This window comes from Streptomyces sp. NPDC001868 (assembly GCF_040297125.1).
Lineage (GTDB): Bacteria > Actinomycetota > Actinomycetes > Streptomycetales > Streptomycetaceae > Streptomyces.
In genome coordinates this window covers 83390-100103 of the sequence record NZ_JBEOYO010000035.1, presented here as the reverse complement: position 1 = coordinate 100103, position 16714 = coordinate 83390, and the positions used below count along the sequence as shown (strand labels likewise).

Here is a 16714-nt window from a genome sequence, read left to right as displayed (position 1 = left end):
GGCCAGTCCCAGGGTCGCGGCGTACACGTAGCCAGAAAAGCCGGGCTGCGCCCGTGCTTCTCAGGCCCGCAGGGGCCTGATCTTTTAGGGGCGCGGGGAACTGCGCGGCCGGCCCCCACCGGACCCGCACCCGGCGACGTACCCCTGACTCACAACCCGAGGCCCGTGAGAAGGCTCGGGAGGTCGAGGGAGGTGAGGGGGAGTACCGGCTCGGCGGTGGGGGTGGGGGTGGGCGTCGTCGCCGTGTCGTCGCCGATCGAGAGGATCGAACCGCCCTGTTCGGCCTCCGCCTCGGGGGACGCGCCCGGCTCCGGGGAGCGGGACTTCCCCGATCCTGATCCCGATTCGGATCCCGGCGCCGGGGAGACCTCCGGTTTGCGGGAGACCGGCTCCGTCTCGGGCGTGGGCGCGTCGGAGCCGGAGACGGAGAAGGACTCGGGGCTGGCGGTCACGCCGTCGGTGAGCCAGCGCTGGGTGGTGGAGTTGTCGCGGACCTTGACGACGACATCCGCCTCGGGCTCCCGGGTGATGGGGACCATGGCCAGCCCCTCGCCCCACCGGGGCAGCAACTCGCCCTGCACGGTGAAGTCGTAGCGCACGTCGTCCCCACGCTTGGAGTCCTCGTCGGCGCAGGTGCCGAGGACGACGACGCCGGCGTCGACCTGGGAGTCCAGGCACAGCTCGGGGTTGGCGACACTGCGCAGCAGACCGTCCTCCTCGTAGGACCACTTCTGGGTCCAGCCGGAGTCGCACACCGCGAGTTCGGTCGAGGCGCCCTTGACGGCCTTGCCGTCGATGTCGAGGCAGAGATCGGCGGCCTGGTTGCGCAGCCGGGTCTGCTGGGGCGCGGTGGGCCGTCCGGCCGAGGCGGGCGGTGTCGGTGAGGCGGTGTCGGTGGTGGTCTCGTTGCCGGTGTCCGGCGCCGTGGCGACACCCCCGGTGGCGCTGGTGGATGCGGCGGGATCGGCGCCGCTGCCGTCGTCCGAGAGGAACGCGGCGCCCAGGATGGCCGCGAGCAGCGCGCCCGAGGAGACACCGACGGTGATCAGGGCCCTGGGGTTGCGCGCTCCGGAGGTGATCCGGCGGCGCTGTGCGGGGATCTGGGAGAGCAGACGGTGCCGGCCGCCGCTCCCCGGACGTCTCGAACTCCCCTTCTGCGGCATCCGGCCGGGCCGGGAGTCGAGATAGCGCCGGGCGCCCCAGCCGAGTACGGCCTCGGCGATGACCCCGCCCAGTCCGCCCTCGAAATGGCTGAGTTGCTCGGCGGCGTAACGGCAGTATCGGCACTCCAGCAGATGCTGCTGGACATCCGGCAGCAGGGCGCCGCCGCGCCGAATCGGTACGTCCAGCAGCCGGTTGTAGAAGCGGCAGTCCTTGGAGGGCGCGAGTTCCCGATGGGCGCGGACGCAGCCCTCGCGGAATTTGTCGCGTGCCTGCTCCAGCGTGGCCACCGCGCTGTCGGCGTCCAGCCCCAGCAGACCGGTGGGTATGGTTATCGTTTCGGCTTCGACTTCGGTGTGCCACAGCAGGCACTGGGCGACCGCCGGGAGGGCCTGGAAAGAGCGCTCGATGAGCTTGCGGTTTTCGGGCGTCATGGACTTCGCCGCCCGCATACCGCGCCCGCCCGCGGGTTTCCTCAGGTCCGGCAGCGCACCGGCGACACCCCCTTCCCCGGACCACTCCTTGACGGTGTCGCGCGCGGCCACCAGCAGCCGGGGCCGCAGGGCGACGCCCGACTCGCCCCGCATCAGCCCGTCGAGCACCCGGTGGAAGGCGGTGGCGGTCACCATCGAGGCGACACCGGACTGGGTGGCGAGGCAGATGACGGCGTAGTCGTACGTCGGCTGCCAGTGCCGTGCCATCAGCAGGGCGACGGGGTCGCCGGTGCCGCCTTCCGGCCAGCCACGCAGCCGGGCGGCGAGAGTCTCGTCGGACTCTCCGGGCACCGGGCCGGGAGCGGGCGGATATGTGGGACGAGGCGGGTGGGGGGTGTGCACAGAGCGGATTCCTTCCAAGGCACAAGATGGCACACGGAGTTGTGGCCGCCGAAAAGGGCCCTGGATTGGTGCGTACCTTTTTGGCGGGCGCCGGGAAAGCGGCCGGGGACGGAGCCGCGACGATGACCGTCTTCCTTGAGCCTTTTGGGCCCTTCGGCGACCGGAAAAGCCAAATGGCCTTTCTGGCCGGGTCATTGCCCCTGCGCAGGAAGTTCACCCTTGCACAAGTTACTCATGGCTAACAAGGCACTTGTGCAACATCCGCATCACTAAAAGCAGGTCAGATGACCGGTACCAATGCTTCCGCTTCGCAGAACGAAGCCTTCCGGTTCTGAATACTCAAGGGTTCAAGCGCCCCGTGTGAACGATGCGCACACCCCGACCGCCCGCGCACGCTCCCGGCGTGCCGAGGATTCGTTGTTGACTGTGGGCGGCCGACTCGGAAGGCCCCGCGCGGAACGGCGGCTCTCCCGCGCGAAACAGGCCGCCGACCTTGATCCTCCCGCCCTCGGTCGGCGGCCCCGGGGGGGGTGGGTCCTCTTCGGTCCCGGATCGGCCTGCTCCGATCCGCCTGCTCCGATCCGCCGGCTCAGATCTGCCAGGACCGCAGCCGGTCCGCCGCCCCGTAGACGTCCGTCGTCCCGGAGAGCAGGTCGCGCGCGAGATCCACGAGCGCCCCGTACGGCGGATCGATGCCGACGCCGCTGACGAACATGTACGCCACGGCCGTCGCGCAGGCGAAGCGGGCGTTGGCCGCGGGCAGGGGCTTGAGCACCGCGAGGGTGTGCAGCAGGGCGGCGGCCCGCCAGGCCGGGTCGGAGTCGACACCGAGGCGCGGCGGGTCGACGCGGTGCCGGGCCACGGCGGCGACGAGCGCGGAGAAGTCGTTGATGGTGGGCTGCTCGGGCATGACCTCTTCGTGCCGCTGGAGCAGCCAGGGCACGTCGATGTGGATGACGGAAGCCATCGGTCAGACGGCCCGCCCTTTCACCGTGGCGGCGGGTTCGTCGTCCGGGAAGGCCGCGGCGAACTCATCGGCGTGCGCGGTGAAGAACTGCCGGAACGCCTCCGCGCCCTCCTTCAGCGCCCGGTGTCGCACTATGTCGGCCGCTGCCGCCTCGCGCACGAGCGCCTTCATCGACGTACCGCGTTCCTTGGCGATCTGCCGCAGGTCCTCTAGCTCGCGGTCGCTGAACTCCACATTCAGAGCTGGCATGCGTCAACGGTACCGCGCGGGTACTTACTCGTAAATAGTCCCAGGTCACAGGGCACACCGCGCGGTACCGAAGGGTGCGCGGACTCAGATCTGGTCCGCCACGAACGACGCCATCCGGGCCAGCGCCGCGTTCCAGTTGATCGTGTGTTCGTTGGTCGACCAGGACTGGATGTCGTCGATGTAGCAGAACTGGCCGACGCAGCCCTGGAGTTTGCTCTGTGCGTAGGGGTCCTGGATGGAGGAGTTGGGGCCGCCGGCGAGGGTGCCGGCCGGCGGGTTGGGCTGGGCCGGGTCGAGCTGGTGGGCGTACCAGCGGCTGTGCTGGTTGCGGGCGTCGACCTCGCCGTAGCCGGTGACGTAGGAGATGTTGAGGGCGTTGCGGCCGAAGAGGTAGTCCATGCTCTGCAGGGCACCCTCGCGGTACTTCGACGCCCCGCTGATGTCGTACGCCGTGGCGATGACGACCGCGTTGTTGAGGATCTGGTGGTTGGAGCCCCAGTCGTAGACGTTGTCGCCGGGGGCGTACGGCATGCCGTACGGGTGGGCCTTCAGCGTGGCCACGTAGCGGTCGGCGCCCTTGATCACGGACTCGCGGACCTTGTCGCGGCCGGGCAGCCTGTTCGGGACGGTCGCGAGGTCGAGGCGGCCCGCGGCGGCCGTGCGGGACCAGTCGAAGCCGGTGGGCCCGAAGATGTCGGCGGTGTGCGCCGGCGAGGTGAGGACGTACTCCTGGAAGGCCATCTCACCGGTGGTGAGGTACAGCTGGGCGGCGGCCCAGTAGAACTCGTCGGTGACGTTGTTGTCGGCGTAGGTGCCACCGCCGATGCCGTCGCTCTCGGAGGCGTAGCGGGCCGGGTTCCGCAGGGCCGCCGCCCAGGCCGTGCGGGCCGCGTCGAGCGACTTCGCCGCGAAGGCGCGGTCGTACGGGCGGTACAGGCGTGCCGCCTGGGCGGCGGTGGCGGCCAGGTTCAGGGTCGCCGCGGTGCTCGGCGGGTGCAGTTCGCGCTTCTGCGGGTCGGCGGCGGGCATCAGGGGCAGGCCGGTCCACTGCTCGTCGTGGATCTTGTGGTGGGCCATCCCGGCGAGCGGCTGTCCCTTCGGCACCTGCATCCTGAGCATGAAGTCCAGCTGCCAGCGGACCTCGTCCAGCAGGTCGGGCACCTTGTTGCCGCTCTCCGGGATGTTCAGCGAGCCGTCGCCGAGCTTGCCGGACCTGCCGGTGCGGGCGTGCAGGGCGCGCTCGTAGGTGCTCAGCACCTCCCAGGTGGAGATGCCTCCGTTGACGACGTACTTGCCGTGGTCGCCGGCGTCGTACCAGCCGCCGGTGACATCGAGCCGGTAGTCGCAGACACCGGGCTGGCAGGGGACGTTCCCGTCGCCCTGGTTGGGCGCGACGTCGACATGGCCGGCCGCGCGGCCGTAGCCGGGGCGCAGGGCGTCGTTGATCGGGGTGCCGCTGCGCTGGGTGTAGTAGTACTTCAGCGAGTCGAGCCGGAGCCGTTCGTAGGCGCCCGGGTCGATGTCGAACGGGCGGCTGGTCTCCCCGTCGACGACCAGGGTGAAGCCGGTGCCGCGCTTGCGGTACGCGCCGAAGTCGATCGAGTGGACGTTCTGCCCGGAGGAGGCGTCGAGCCCGCGCGGGGTGGTCTGCCCGTTGGCCACCACGCCGCCCGAGGCGTTCTTCAGCTGCCAGGGGAGCTTCGCCGTGGCGTCAGTGACCAGGGTGGCGTTCTTCGGCCCGGCGGGCAGATAGGCGACTTGGTTGACGCGCACCCGGGGCCCGGTGTCGGGCTCGTACACCTCCGGCGGCACCCCGCCGAGCAGCGACACGTCGTCCATGCAGAAGGTGAACGGGTTCGCGTTGCCGCCCACTTGGAAGCCGACCTGGCCCTGTGTGGTGTCGACGGGCGAGGTGAAGGTGTAGGAGTACGAGTCGCCCGAGACGTTCAGCTGCGGGCTGACCTCGAAGTAGGTGTCGTACGGGGCCGCCGACAGGCCGACGATGGCCCGCAGGACGTTGCCCTGGGGCGTGCCGGACGCGGAGAAGCGGAACCGGTAGGACTCGCCCTTGACGAGGGTGATGTCGTTCTGGCCGACGGCGGCGTCCCAGCGGTTGGCGGTGCCGCCGGGGATCTCCGCGCAGAGGCGGCCGTCGGTGAGGCCGGCGGTGACATTGCCGGTCGTCCACCAGGGGGCGGTGGTGGTGTCGAAGGTGCCGTTCTTGACCTGTTCGACCTCCTCGGCCTGGGCCGGGCCCGTGGGCAGCGCGGTGAGCGCCGCCGCGAGGAGGGCCGTCAGGGCGAGCAGGGTGGTTCTGCGTCGTTTCACGTCTGGGCTCCTCGGGGGAGGTGGGGGCTGGCGTGACGTGGGAGCGCTCCCAGGGCCTGCCGGTCATGCTGTTAGAGACATGACAGCCCGTCAACGGTCCGGACAGGACTGGTTTCCCGTGCGCTGTCCCGCCCGGCGTCCCGTCCGGACCGAAGTGACGTCTCCCCACGCGATCAGACCGGTGGTCGGGCTGGTGGTCAGATGGCGAGAACGTCCAGCCTGCTGATGCGCACCGCGCCGCGCGCCTCGCCCGGATGGCGGCTCGTGAGCGTGAGCCGGATCCGGGAGCCGCGCACCGGGGTGAAGGTGATCGCCGTGGGGGCGTCGGAGGCGCCGGCCCAGTCGGTCTTCGCGCCCTCGACCGGGACGTACCGTCTGCCGTCCCACACCTCGACCCCGACCGTCTCGGGCAGCGTGTGCCCGGCGTCGACGGTGAAGGAGACCTCGACCCGGTCCACCGTCCCGGGCCTCCCCCAGTCGACCGACACCCAGTCCTCGGGCCGTGCCCCGCTGAACGCGGGCAGCAGGGCGGTGGCCGCCTTGAGGAAGGCGTTCGACCAGCCGGTGGCGGGGTCGCCGTCGAGCATGGCGGCGGGGAGGGTGTCGGGGCGGCCGGAGTAACTGGCGTCGGCGTACGGGTAGTTGACGGCGGCCGGGTGGTCCGGCTCGAACTCGGTGGCCGGAGTGGAGGACTTGTCGCGCGCCGGGGTGGCCCGGACGCCCACCTTCCCGGTCCGCAGCCCCTCCGCCCGTGCCGTCACCTTCACCGCACCGGGCTCGACCCCGGCCCGTACGATCGCGAGCGCCTTGCCGCCGAAAGCGGTCCGGGTCGAGGCCTGGTAGCGCTCGGCGCTCTCCTCGCGGCCGTTGTCGAGCCCGGCGAGGGAGCCTCCCCGTACATCGAAGGCGATCAGATGCTCGGCGTCGGGCACGACCACGCCCCGGGCGTCGACGATCTCGGCGGTGACGAAGGCCAGCGAACGCCCGTCCGCCGCCAAGGACTTACGGTCGGCGGTCAGGCGCACGGCGTGCGGCGGGCCGGCCGTGCGCAGGACGTCGGTGGCGACGACCTTGCCGTTCCGCCGCGCGACGGCCTTCAACTCGCCTGGCGCGTACGGCACTTGCCAGGTGAGGTGGAGCTTGCCCGCGCTGCCGTTGGGGCTGGTGTAGCTGCCGGGGTAGGGGCCGTCGGTGAAGGTCTTGTCGTCGCCGGTGGCCTCGGTGGTCTCCAGATAGGGGCGGCCGTCGACGGTCTTCTTCTCGTCGAACCGCCGTGTCCCCAGGGACTTTCCGTCGAGGAACAGCTCGACGGTGTCGACGTTGGAGTAGGCCCAGACCTCGACGGTGTCGCCCTCGGCGTGGTTCCAGGTCATCGGCAGCAGATGGACCATGGGCCGGTCGGTCCACTGGCTCTGGAAGAGGTAGTACATGTCCTTCGGGAAGCCGGCCGTGTCGACCGCGCCGAAGAAGGAGGCCTTGACCGGGAAGACGTCGTACGGCGTGGGCTCCCCGATGTAGTCGATGCCGGACCAGAGGAACTGTCCGGCGAACCACTTCCGGTCGCGGTCCTTCTTGTGGCCGTACTCGCCGCTCATGGTCCAGGACGCGAGGTTGTTGTCGTAGGACGAGACGCCCCGCTTGCCCGGGGTGTGGTTCTCCCCCGTGTTGAGGCGCTCCGGCTCCTGGTAGACGCCTCTCGTCGAGGTCTCCGAGGACGACTCCGACTCGAAGAGGAACAGGTGCGGGTAGCGGGCGTGCAGGGCGTCCACCGACTTGGCGGTGTTGTAGTTGAGGCCCAGGCCGTCGAGCTTGGCCAGGATCAGGTCGCCGGGGGTGCCGGGGGCGGGGACGCTGCGGTGGCGATGGGAGCCGATGACGATCGGGCGGGTGTCGTCGGAGGCCTTGACGGCGGCGATCAGCCGGTCCGCCATGGCGAGCCCGGCGGTGGAGGTGAACTCGGAGACCTCGTTGCCGATCGACCACATCAGGACGGCGGGCGAGTTGCGGGCCGCGAGCACCATCTCGGTGACGTCCCGGTCGGCCCACTCGTCGAAGAAACGGCCGTAGTCGTAGCGGGTCTTGGGGCTCCGCCAGCAGTCGAAGGCCTCGACGATCATCACGATGCCGAGTTCCTCGCAGACCTCGATCATCTCGGGCGAGGGCGGGTTGTGGGAGGTACGGAAGGCGTTCACGCCCATCGACTTCATGATCGTCATCTGGCGGCGGATCGCGTCGGCGCTGACGGCGGCGCCGAGCGCGCCGAGGTCGTGGTGGAGGTCGACGCCCTTGATCTTGTGCGGGGTGCCGTTGAGGTGGAAGCCCTCGTCGGGGTCGAAGCGGAAGGTGCGGATGCCGAAGGGCGTGCGGTGGGTGTCGGTGGCGGTGCCGTCGACGCGCAGTTCGGTCTTCAGCGTGTAGCGGTGCGGGTCCGTGAAGTCCCACCGTCTCGGCTCGCGGACGGTCAGCTCCTGGGTGGCGGTCGCGGTGCCGGTGACGGCGACCGTCGAGGACGTACGGGCGACCGTCCGGCCCCGGGCGTCGACGACCCGGGAGACGACCTCGACGTCCGCCGTACCGGCGGAGGCGTTGACGACGGAGGTGCGGACGCGGACGAGGGCGCGCTCCTCGGTGATGTCGGGCGTGGTGACGTGGGTGCCCCAGCGCGCCACGTGCACCGGGTCGGTGACGACGAGGCGGGCCTCGCGGTAGATGCCGCTGCCGGAGTACCAGCGGCTGCTGGGCAGCCGGTTCTGGACCTTGACCGCGATGACGTTCTCGGTGGTGCCGTCGGTGTGCAGCAGGTCGGTGAGGTCGAAGGCGAAGCCGGTGTAGCCGTAGGGGTGGCGGCCGACCTCGGTGCCGTTGCAGTGGACGTAGGAGTCCATGTAGACGCCGTCGAACTCGACGGAGATCCGCTTCCCGGCGAGGGCGGGCGGCAGGGTGAAGGTGGTGCGGTACCAGCCGAGGCCGCCGGGGAAGAAGCCGGTGCCGCTGGTGGTGCCGTGCCGGGTGGTCGGGGCGAGTTCGATGGACCAGTCGTGCGGGACGACGACCCGGCGCCAGGCGGAGTCGTCGTACCCGGGCAGCGCGGCATCGGCGTACGCGCCGGTGGGGTCGGTGATGCCGCCCGGGTCGACGAGGGCGAAGCGCCAGCCGTCCCGGAGCGGGAGGGTCCTGCCGGAGAACGCGGGACCCGGCCGGGGCGCGGCGGCCGCGGTGCCCGCCAGGGCTCCCGCCAGCGGGGCGGAGGTGCCCGCGACGAGTAAGGACCTGCGGGTGACGGTCATGGTGTTCCCTTCGTCGAACGTGCGGGTGGACGTTCCGGGAGCCGTGAAGCACAAGGCCCCACAAGTGATCACAAGCGATCGTGACCAAACAGAATCTGACGACCCACCCCAGGGACGTCAAGAACCCCTCACGCCTCTTCACGAACACGAGTGCGGCAAAGTGCACGGGCGTACGGTTTCCGGTCCGCTTTCCCGGCGGAGCGCATAGGCTGGAATTCACCCGTAAGCCCGTTCGGTCCGGCGAAATGGAACTCGCGACGATGAGGAGCCGCAAGGTAACGCACGGTGACACCCCTGCGTATGCCCTGGACGGTGCCGCCACGGCGCGGGCGGCCATGGACGGCGACGGCACGATCGTCGAGTGGAACGAGGGCGCGAGACGTCTGCTGGGCTGGCCCGCGGCGGAGGTCGTGGGACGCCCCGCGGAGGAGCTGCTCGCCCCGGGGGGTTCTGTCCTGCCGCCCCCGCCGGGCAGCCGCAACTGGACCGGCACGCTCGCTCTGCGTCACCGCGACGGCCGTACGGTGACGGCGTGGCTGCTCGCCCACCACCGGAGCGCGAGGAACGGCGACGGCGGCGGCAGCTGGCTGGTTCTGTGCCCGCTGGACGATCCCGGCCCGCTCGTACGGGACGATCCGCTCGCGGCGGCCGTCATGGTCCAGTCGCCGTGCGCCATGGCCGTCTTCGACGACCGGCTCAGACTGCGCGGCATCAACGACGTGATGGCGGACGCCGTGGGGATGCCCGAGGAGAACCTCCGAGGGCTGCACATGTCCGAGATCATCGGCGGACGCCAGGGCGAGAAGCTGGAGGGGCATCTGCGCGAGGTGCTCGCCCTGGGCCGGCGCAAGGACGTGCAGACCTTCCTGCGGGCCGCCGACGAGAACCGCGCCCACGCCTGGTCGGCGGCGATAGCCCCGCTCCTGGACGACTCCGGGGTGCCGATCGGGGTCTGTGTCACCGGGCACGACATCACCGAGCAGTACCTCGCGCGGCAGCGCCTGCAGCTGGTGAACGAGGCGAGCATCCGTATCGGCACCACCCTCGACGTGCGGCGCACCGCCCAGGAGCTGGCCGACGTGTGCGTCCCGGTCCTCGCCGACTTCGTCAGCGTCGACCTCATGCAGTCCCTCGACCACGGCGACGAACCGCACGAGGGCCCGCTCTCCGCGCCCTTCACCCTGCGCCGTGCCGCCCACCAGTCGGTCACCCCGGGCGCCCCCGAGGCGGTCGTCGAGGTGGGCCGGACCGACGTCTACCCGGCCACCTCGCCACAGGCGGCGTCGCTCGTGGTCGGGCACACGATCGTGGCGACCGACCCGGTCAACACGCTCGGGGACTGGCTCGCCTGGGACACCCTGCGCAGCGCGCGCGTCAAGGAGCTGGGCGTCCACACCACCATGTCGGTACCGATCCGGGCCCGGGGCACGACCCTCGGGGTGGCCGTCCTGACCCGCTTCAAGCGGCCCGACCCGTTCACCTCCGACGACGAGCTGCTCGCCGAGGAGGTGACGGCCCGGGCCGCCGTCTGCATCGACAACGCCCGCCGGTACTCCCGCGAACGCGAGACCGCGCTCGCCCTCCAGCGCAGCCTCCTCCCCCAGACCCTCCCCCGGATGCCCGCCCTGGAGGCCGCCTCCCGCTATCTGCCGGCGGCGCAGGCCGGGGTAGGCGGTGACTGGTTCGACGTCATCCCGCTCTCCGGGATGCGGGTCGCCATGGTCGTCGGCGACGTCGTCGGCCACGGCGTCCAGGCCTCCGCCACCATGGGCCGGCTGCGGACCGCCGTCCGCACCCTCGCCGACGTCGACCTCGCCCCCGACGAACTGCTCACCCACCTCGACGACCTCGTCATACGGCTGTCCGCGGAGGCCGGCAGCGAGGGCGTGACCGGTGAGGTGGGCGCCACCTGTCTGTACGCGGTCTACGACCCGGTGACCCGCCGCTGCACCTTCGCCCGTGCCGGGCATCCGCCGCCGGTCGTGCTGGACCCGGACGGCCGGCCGATGGAGGTGGAAGTGCCGTCGGGACAGCCGCTGGGCCTCGGCGGACTGCCCTTCGAGTCCGCCGAACTGGAACTGGCCGAGGGCACCGTCATCGCCCTCTACACCGACGGCCTGATCGAGACCCGCGACCGGGACATCGACGCCGGCCAGGAGCTGCTGGCCGAGGCGCTGTCGGGCCGCAAGGGCTCACTGGACGACATCTGCCAGGAGGTCATCCACTCCCTGCTCCCCGCGAACGGCGCCCCCGACGACGTGGCCCTGCTGCTGGCCCGCACCCGGGGGCTCAGGGCGGAGCGGGTCGCGACCTGGTCGATACCCGCCGACCCCGCGTTCGTCGCCCGCACCCGGCAGTACGTGCTGACGCAGATGGCGCTGTGGGGCATCAGCGAGTCGGCGTTCACGGCGGAGCTGGTGGTGAGCGAGCTGGTCACCAACGCCATCCGGCACGGCGCCCCGCCGATCCAGCTGCGCCTGATCCACGACGACACCACCCTGATCTGCGAGGTGTCGGACGGCAGCGGCACCGCTCCGCATCTGCGCCGCGCCAAGACCTTCGACGAGGGCGGACGGGGCCTGCTGCTGGTGGCCCAGCTGACCCAGCGGTGGGGCAGCCGGCACACCGAGGACGGCAAGACGATCTGGGCCGAGCTGACGCTGTCGGAGGAGTGAGCGCGGGAGTGAGAAGGGCCTCACCGTAGGGCCGTACGCGCGTTCGTCGACGGTCCGGGGGCAGCTGTAGGGTGCACCGGTCCCTCCGACGCCACCCGACGCTCGCCCTCGAACGCCCCGAAAGTCCTGCCGTGAACACCGCCCTCGCCGAGGTCCTGTCCGTCGTCCTGCTCGTCGTCGTCCTCGGCTGCGCGGTCGCCCGCCCCTTCGGACTGCCGGAGGCGGTGGTCGCGGTCCCGGCCGCCGGGATCGCCGTGGCCACCGGTGCCGTCTCCCTCGACCACGCCCGTGCCGAGGCCGAACTGCTGGGCCCGGTGCTCGGCTTCCTCGCCGCCGTGCTGGTGCTGGCCAAGCTCTGCGACGACGAGGGGCTCTTCCAGGCGTGCGGAGCGTGGATGGCACGCGCGTCGGCGGGGCGGCCCCGGCGGCTGCTGGGCTCGACGTTCGCGCTGGCCTCCGGCATCACGGCGGTGCTCAGCCTGGACGCGACGGTCGTGCTGCTCACACCGGTGGTGTTCGCGACCGTGGCCCGGCTGGGCGCCCGCCCCAAGCCGCACCTGTACGCCACCGCGCACCTGTCGAACACGGCCTCGCTGCTGCTGCCCGTCTCCAACCTCACCAACCTGCTGGCGTTCACGGCGAGCGGGCTGACCTTCACCCGGTTCGCGCTGCTGATGGCGGCGCCGTGGGCGGTGGCCGTGGCCGCCGAGTACCTGGTGTTCCGCCGGTTCTTCGCGGCCGACCTGGACGCCGGGGCACCCGAGCCGCAGGAGGCGGTCGAGGCGCCAGAGCTGCCGATGTTCGCGCTGGTCACGGTCGTGTGCACGCTCGCCGGGTTCGTGCTGACGTCCGCGCTCGGCATCGAGCCTGTGTGGGCGGCGCTGGCCGGGGCGGTGGTCCTCGCGGTCCGCGCGCTCGTCCGCCGCACCACGAGCCCGGTCGCCCTGTTCCACTCCGTCTCCCTGCCCTTCCTCGCGTTCGTGCTGGCGCTGGGCATCGTGGTGCGCGCGGTGGTCGACAACGGCCTCGCCGACGCACTCGGGCACGTGATGCCGTCCGGCGGCGGCCTGCTCGCCCTCCTCGGCGTCGCCGCCCTCGCCGCTCTGCTCTCCAACGTCATCAACAACCTGCCCGCGGTCCTCGTCCTGGTCCCGCTGGCCGCCCCCCTCGGCACGGGTGCCGTCCTCGCCGTCCTCCTCGGCGTGAACATCGGCCCGAACCTCACCTACGCCGGTTCCCTGGCCACCCTGCTCTGGCGCCGCATCGTCCACCAACACGAGCACGACGTGGACCTGGGCGAGTTCACCCGCCTCGGCCTGCTCACCGTCCCGGCGGCGCTGCTCTCGTCGGTGGTGGCGCTGTGGCTGTCTCTGCTCGTCTTCGGGGGCCTCGGGGGCTGAAAGGGCCGTACGCCGGGAGGTGGCCGTCAGTCGCCGTCCCGCAGCCCCTGCCGGTACTCCCCCGGCGGCACCCCGTAGCGCTGCCGGAACACCCGGCTGAAGTGGAACGGGCTGCCGAACCCGGAGGCCGTGGCCACGCGTTCCACGGGCAGGTCGGTGGCCTCCAGGAGGCGGGCGGCGTGGTGGAGGCGGGCGTGGCGGAGGGCGCGCATCGGGGAGTGGCCGAGCTGCTCGGTGAAGAGGTGCGCGAAGCGGGACGGGGAGAGGGCGACCCGCTCGGCGAGGGAGCGGACGGTGTGCGGGGCGCCGGGGTCGGCGGCGATCAGGTCCTCCGCCCGGCGGATCCTCGGGTCCAAGCCCGACCTGCGGGGCTCGGCCCGGGCGGCGGTCAGCAGGACGACCTCCTCCAGGGAGCACAGGGCGAGCTCGCGGGCGGCCGTGCCGTGCGCGACGGCGACCTCATCGCCGAGGGGAGTGGTCCTGGGGGCCGACGCGGTGCCGTCCTCGCCCGGCGTGGTGGTTTCGGAGGGGGCCGGAGGGGTGCCCTCCCCGGTCCAGCGGGCGTCGGCGAGCATCCGGCGGAAGGCCGCGTCGACGCGGGCGCGGACACCACCGGGAGCCGAGGGCACGGCGTACAGCCGGTCACCGGTCTCGTACGGGCGCAGCCAGGCCGTCCAGGAGGCCCGGGGCTGGCAGTGTGCCCACCAGAACGCCCAGTGCCCGGCGCCGGGCCGGACCGTGTAGTGCTGCGGCACACCCGGGCCGAGGACCACCAGGTCGCCCGGGGCGGCAGGCGTCTGTGCCCCGCCCTGCCGCAGCAGTCCCCCGCCGCCGGTGGTCCAGGTGAAGAGCCAGCTGTCCGCGCCGCGCGGCCGGTTCACGGCGTACGGCGGCCGCTGGTCGAAGCGCCCGACGATCACCTGGCCCGGCGGCGGCGACGGATCGGCGGGCGCGGCAGTCTCAGGCAGGTCGTCAGCACGCACAGGCATCCTCCCGAAAGGCGCTCGGACCTAGCGTGGGGCACGGTGGACGACGGTGAGAAGGGACGCGCGGATGACAGTCACGGACAAGACGGAGTTCGAGGAGAACGGGTTCCTGGTGGCGCGGGGACTGTTCTCGCCCGCCGAGATCGAGGAGCTGTGCGACCGGTTCACGGCACTCCGGGCCGGTGGCCCGATCCCGGGGCACTTCCAGCCCCGGGAGGCCACGGCGGACGGGCCGGCCGACCCCCTGCACGTCTATCCCCGGGTGATGCACCCGCACCGCATCGACGCGCTGTCGCTGCGCGTGCTCCTGGACGCGCGGCTGCGGACCGTCCTCGAAGGGCTGCTCGGGGAGGAGGTCCTGGCCGCGCAGAGCATGTTCTACTTCAAGCCGCCGGGCGCCCGGGGGCAGGCGCTGCACCAGGACAACTTCTATCTGCGGGTCGAGCCGGGCACCTGTGTGGCCGCGTGGATCGCCTGCGATGTGATCGACCGGGAGAACGGCGGTCTTGAGGTCGTGCCGGGGACACATCGCATGGACCTGTTCTGCCCGGAGGAGGCGGACGAGACGGTGTCCTTCGTCCGGGAGTACGTCCCGCCGCCGCCCGGCCTGTCCCCCGTGCCCGTCGACATGGCCCCGGGCGACGTCCTCTTCTTCAACGGCAGCCTCGTCCACGGCTCCCAGCCCAACCGCACCGCCGACCGCTTCCGCCGTTCCTTCATCGGCCACTACGTGGGCCGCTCCACGGAACGGATCGGCCGCTACTACGAGACGCTGACGATGAGCGGCGCCCCCGTGGCCCTGGCGGAGAGCGAGGGGGCGGGCCCGTGCGGCACGGAGTTCGAGCCGATGGGCGCCCACTGAGCAGGGCCTTCGCCCCGGCTCAGCCCAGTTCGAGCAGCCCCCGCCGGACCGCCTCGGACACCGTGCTCGCCCGGTTCTCGGTGCCGAGCTTGCGGTAGACACGGACCAGATGGGTCTTGATCGTGGCCTCGGTGAGATGGAGGGCGGCGGCGATGGAGCGGTTGCTGTGGCCCAGCGCCAGCAGCCGTACGACCTCGATCTCCCGGTCGCTCAGGGCGGACCCGGGATCGGCCAGATGCCCGGCGAGATGTCCGGCGGCCTCGGGGGCGAGCCCCATCCCGCCCGCCGCCGCGGCGCGCACGGCGCGGAACAGCTCCTCGGGCGGGCCCGCCTTGAGGATGTAGCCGCGCGCACCGGCCTCCATCGCCCGTACGACATCGCCCTGGGTGCCGGAGCTGGTGAGGACGACGACCCGGCTGCCGGGGGCCTCGGCGGTGATCCGCCGGGTCGCGTCCAGGCCGTTGACCCGGACGCCGGGGGCCGTGTCGTCGGTCAGCCGGAGGTCCATCAGCACCACGTCGGGGCCGAGCCGCGCGGCGAGCCGTACGGCCTCCTCGCCGTCACCGGTCTCGCCGACGACGTCGAAGCCGGGTTCGCCGCTGAGCAGGGCGCGCAGCCCCGCCCGTACGACGACGTGGTCGTCCACGATCAGGACGCGCAGCGGGGTGCCGTCGAGGTCGTTCACCGGCTGCCCGCCATGCCCGCCAGGGCGAGGGCGCCGACGGGCAGGCTGGCGCGGGCCAGGGTGCCGCGCCCCGGTGCGCTGCGGACGGTGAGCGAGCCGCCGAGGGCGTGCAGGCGCTCCCGGCCGGCGGTCAGGCCGAGGCCCCGGCCGCGCGGCTGTCCGGTCGCCGCCGTGTCGAAGCCGATGCCGTCGTCCCGTACCTCGACGGTGACGGTCGTGTCGTCGCGGTGGTCGAGGGTGACCCAGACATGCCGGGCGCGGGCGTGTTCGCGGGCGTTGGCCAGCAGGCCCTGGGCGACGCGGAGCAGGGCGGCGGCCCGGTCGCGGGGCAGGTCGCCCGGCTCGCCCTCGGTGCGGAACACCACCCGTGAGGGCGTGGCCGTGTCGCGGGCGCAGAGGGTGCGCAGCGCGGTGGTGAGGTCGTCGTGCTCCAGGGCGGGCGGGGTGAGGTCGCTGATGATGGTGCGGGTCTCGGCGAGGTTGGCGCCGAGCGCGTCCACGACCGTGCGGACCTGGGTCCGGGCGAGGTCGGGGCGGCGGTCCCAGTCGCGGTCGGCGGCCTGGAGCAGCATGCGGCTGCCGGCGAGTTCCTGGGCGAGCGTGTCGTGCAGGTCGCGGGCGATCCGGGCGCGCTCGGCGAGCCGGCCGGCCTCGCGCTGGCCGCGCGCCAGTTCGGCGCGGGTGCGCCGGAGTTCGCCGAGGAGCCGCTGCTGGGTGCGGTAGAGGGTGACCGTGGCCCAGAGCGCGGCGGCCGGCGGGACGACCAGTTCGGGGTGAAGGGTGCCGGAGGTCCGGGCGGTAGTCAGGACGAGCAGCACGGTGATCACACCGACGACGGCGACCGCCGTACGGCCCGTGAACATGCGCAGGGCGAGGATCGCCAGGGGCAGTGCCAGCCAGGTGTAGGCGGTGGCGACCGGCGCGGGCATCACCCAGGAGATCCAGCACCACAGCGTCAGCAGCGTGCCCAGCCAGAGGGGGCGGCCCCTCCGCCCCAGCCGGTCCCAGAGGGCGAGCCCGCCGACGTATCCGCCCGCCAGGAGCGTGATGAGCGGGACCAGCTCCCAGCACAGCACCGAGTTCAGGTCGACGAGACGGATCACACCGCCGACGGCGACGGTCAGGAACAGCAGGTCCGGCAGCCGCCTCGGCGACAGGGAACCTCGGCGTACGAAGGCGGGGGCGGCGATGGCGGGCACGACGGCGATTCCCTCTACGACGGTCCGGACGGGCACGGGGCTGGCGTGGCCAGCCGAGTGTAGACAGTGCCGCGTGTGG

General features: G+C 72.2%; 11 protein-coding genes. 3 read left to right on the top strand and 8 right to left on the bottom strand.

All coding sequences use genetic code 11. The features are described 5' to 3' along the window. Nucleotides 1-149: 149 nt before the first annotated feature. From ABT147_RS32135 to ABT147_RS32115, 5 genes are all read right to left on the bottom strand, one after another. Complete coding sequence (locus ABT147_RS32135; protein ID WP_351412702.1) at nucleotides 150-1997, bottom strand: RICIN domain-containing protein; 1848 nt, start codon at nucleotides 1995-1997, stop codon at nucleotides 150-152. A 589-nt stretch (nucleotides 1998-2586) separates the two neighbouring features. After that, nucleotides 2587-2964 (bottom strand): toxin Doc, encoded by a 378-nt coding sequence (locus ABT147_RS32130; RefSeq protein WP_152173210.1) that lies wholly within the window; start codon nucleotides 2962-2964, stop codon nucleotides 2587-2589. Nucleotides 2965-2967: 3 nt separating this feature from the next. Further along, nucleotides 2968-3213 carry a hypothetical protein gene (locus ABT147_RS32125; protein WP_351412700.1) on the bottom strand — a complete coding sequence of 82 codons (246 nt, stop codon included), beginning with the start codon at nucleotides 3211-3213 and terminating at the stop codon, nucleotides 2968-2970. An 84-nt stretch (nucleotides 3214-3297) separates the two neighbouring features. Beyond that, nucleotides 3298-5541 carry a glycoside hydrolase family 9 protein gene (locus tag ABT147_RS32120; RefSeq protein ID WP_351412698.1) on the bottom strand — a complete coding sequence of 748 codons (2244 nt, stop codon included), beginning with the start codon at nucleotides 5539-5541 and terminating at the stop codon, nucleotides 3298-3300. A 197-nt stretch (nucleotides 5542-5738) separates the two neighbouring features. After that, a complete protein-coding gene (locus tag ABT147_RS32115; protein ID WP_351412695.1) occupies nucleotides 5739-8828 on the bottom strand; it encodes a glycoside hydrolase family 2 TIM barrel-domain containing protein in 3090 nt (1029 codons plus the stop codon). A 260-nt stretch (nucleotides 8829-9088) separates the two neighbouring features. On the opposite strand from ABT147_RS32115, the gene ABT147_RS32110 reads away from it, so the two are divergent. Together ABT147_RS32110 and ABT147_RS32105 are read left to right on the top strand one after the other, a co-directional pair. Next, nucleotides 9089-11503: a SpoIIE family protein phosphatase gene (locus ABT147_RS32110; RefSeq protein ID WP_351412693.1), complete on the top strand. Its 2415-nt coding sequence runs from the start codon at nucleotides 9089-9091 to the stop codon at nucleotides 11501-11503. A gap of 131 nt (nucleotides 11504-11634) precedes the next feature. Further along, complete coding sequence (locus tag ABT147_RS32105; RefSeq protein ID WP_351412691.1) at nucleotides 11635-12903, top strand: SLC13 family permease; 1269 nt, start codon at nucleotides 11635-11637, stop codon at nucleotides 12901-12903. Between the two features lie 26 nt (nucleotides 12904-12929). On the opposite strand, the gene ABT147_RS32100 is transcribed toward ABT147_RS32105, so the two are convergent. Beyond that, nucleotides 12930-13892, bottom strand: a complete 963-nt coding sequence (locus tag ABT147_RS32100) for a helix-turn-helix domain-containing protein (protein WP_351412688.1) — start codon at nucleotides 13890-13892, stop codon at nucleotides 12930-12932. A gap of 64 nt (nucleotides 13893-13956) precedes the next feature. Here ABT147_RS32100 and ABT147_RS32095 point away from each other — a divergent pair, with 64 nt between their 5' ends. Then, on the top strand, nucleotides 13957-14751 hold the full coding sequence (locus ABT147_RS32095; protein ID WP_351412686.1) for a phytanoyl-CoA dioxygenase family protein: 795 nt from the start codon (nucleotides 13957-13959) through the stop codon (nucleotides 14749-14751). Nucleotides 14752-14770: 19 nt separating this feature from the next. Here the strand turns inward: ABT147_RS32095 and ABT147_RS32090 are convergent, their stop codons facing one another. Both ABT147_RS32090 and ABT147_RS32085 read right to left on the bottom strand, forming a co-directional pair. Beyond that, a complete protein-coding gene (locus tag ABT147_RS32090) occupies nucleotides 14771-15436 on the bottom strand; it encodes a response regulator transcription factor (RefSeq protein WP_351412684.1) in 666 nt (221 codons plus the stop codon). After that, nucleotides 15433-16671 (bottom strand): sensor histidine kinase, encoded by a 1239-nt coding sequence (locus ABT147_RS32085; RefSeq protein ID WP_351412681.1) that lies wholly within the window; start codon nucleotides 16669-16671, stop codon nucleotides 15433-15435. The genes ABT147_RS32090 and ABT147_RS32085 overlap by 4 nt, the downstream gene beginning before the upstream one ends. Nucleotides 16672-16714: the final 43 nt, after the last annotated feature.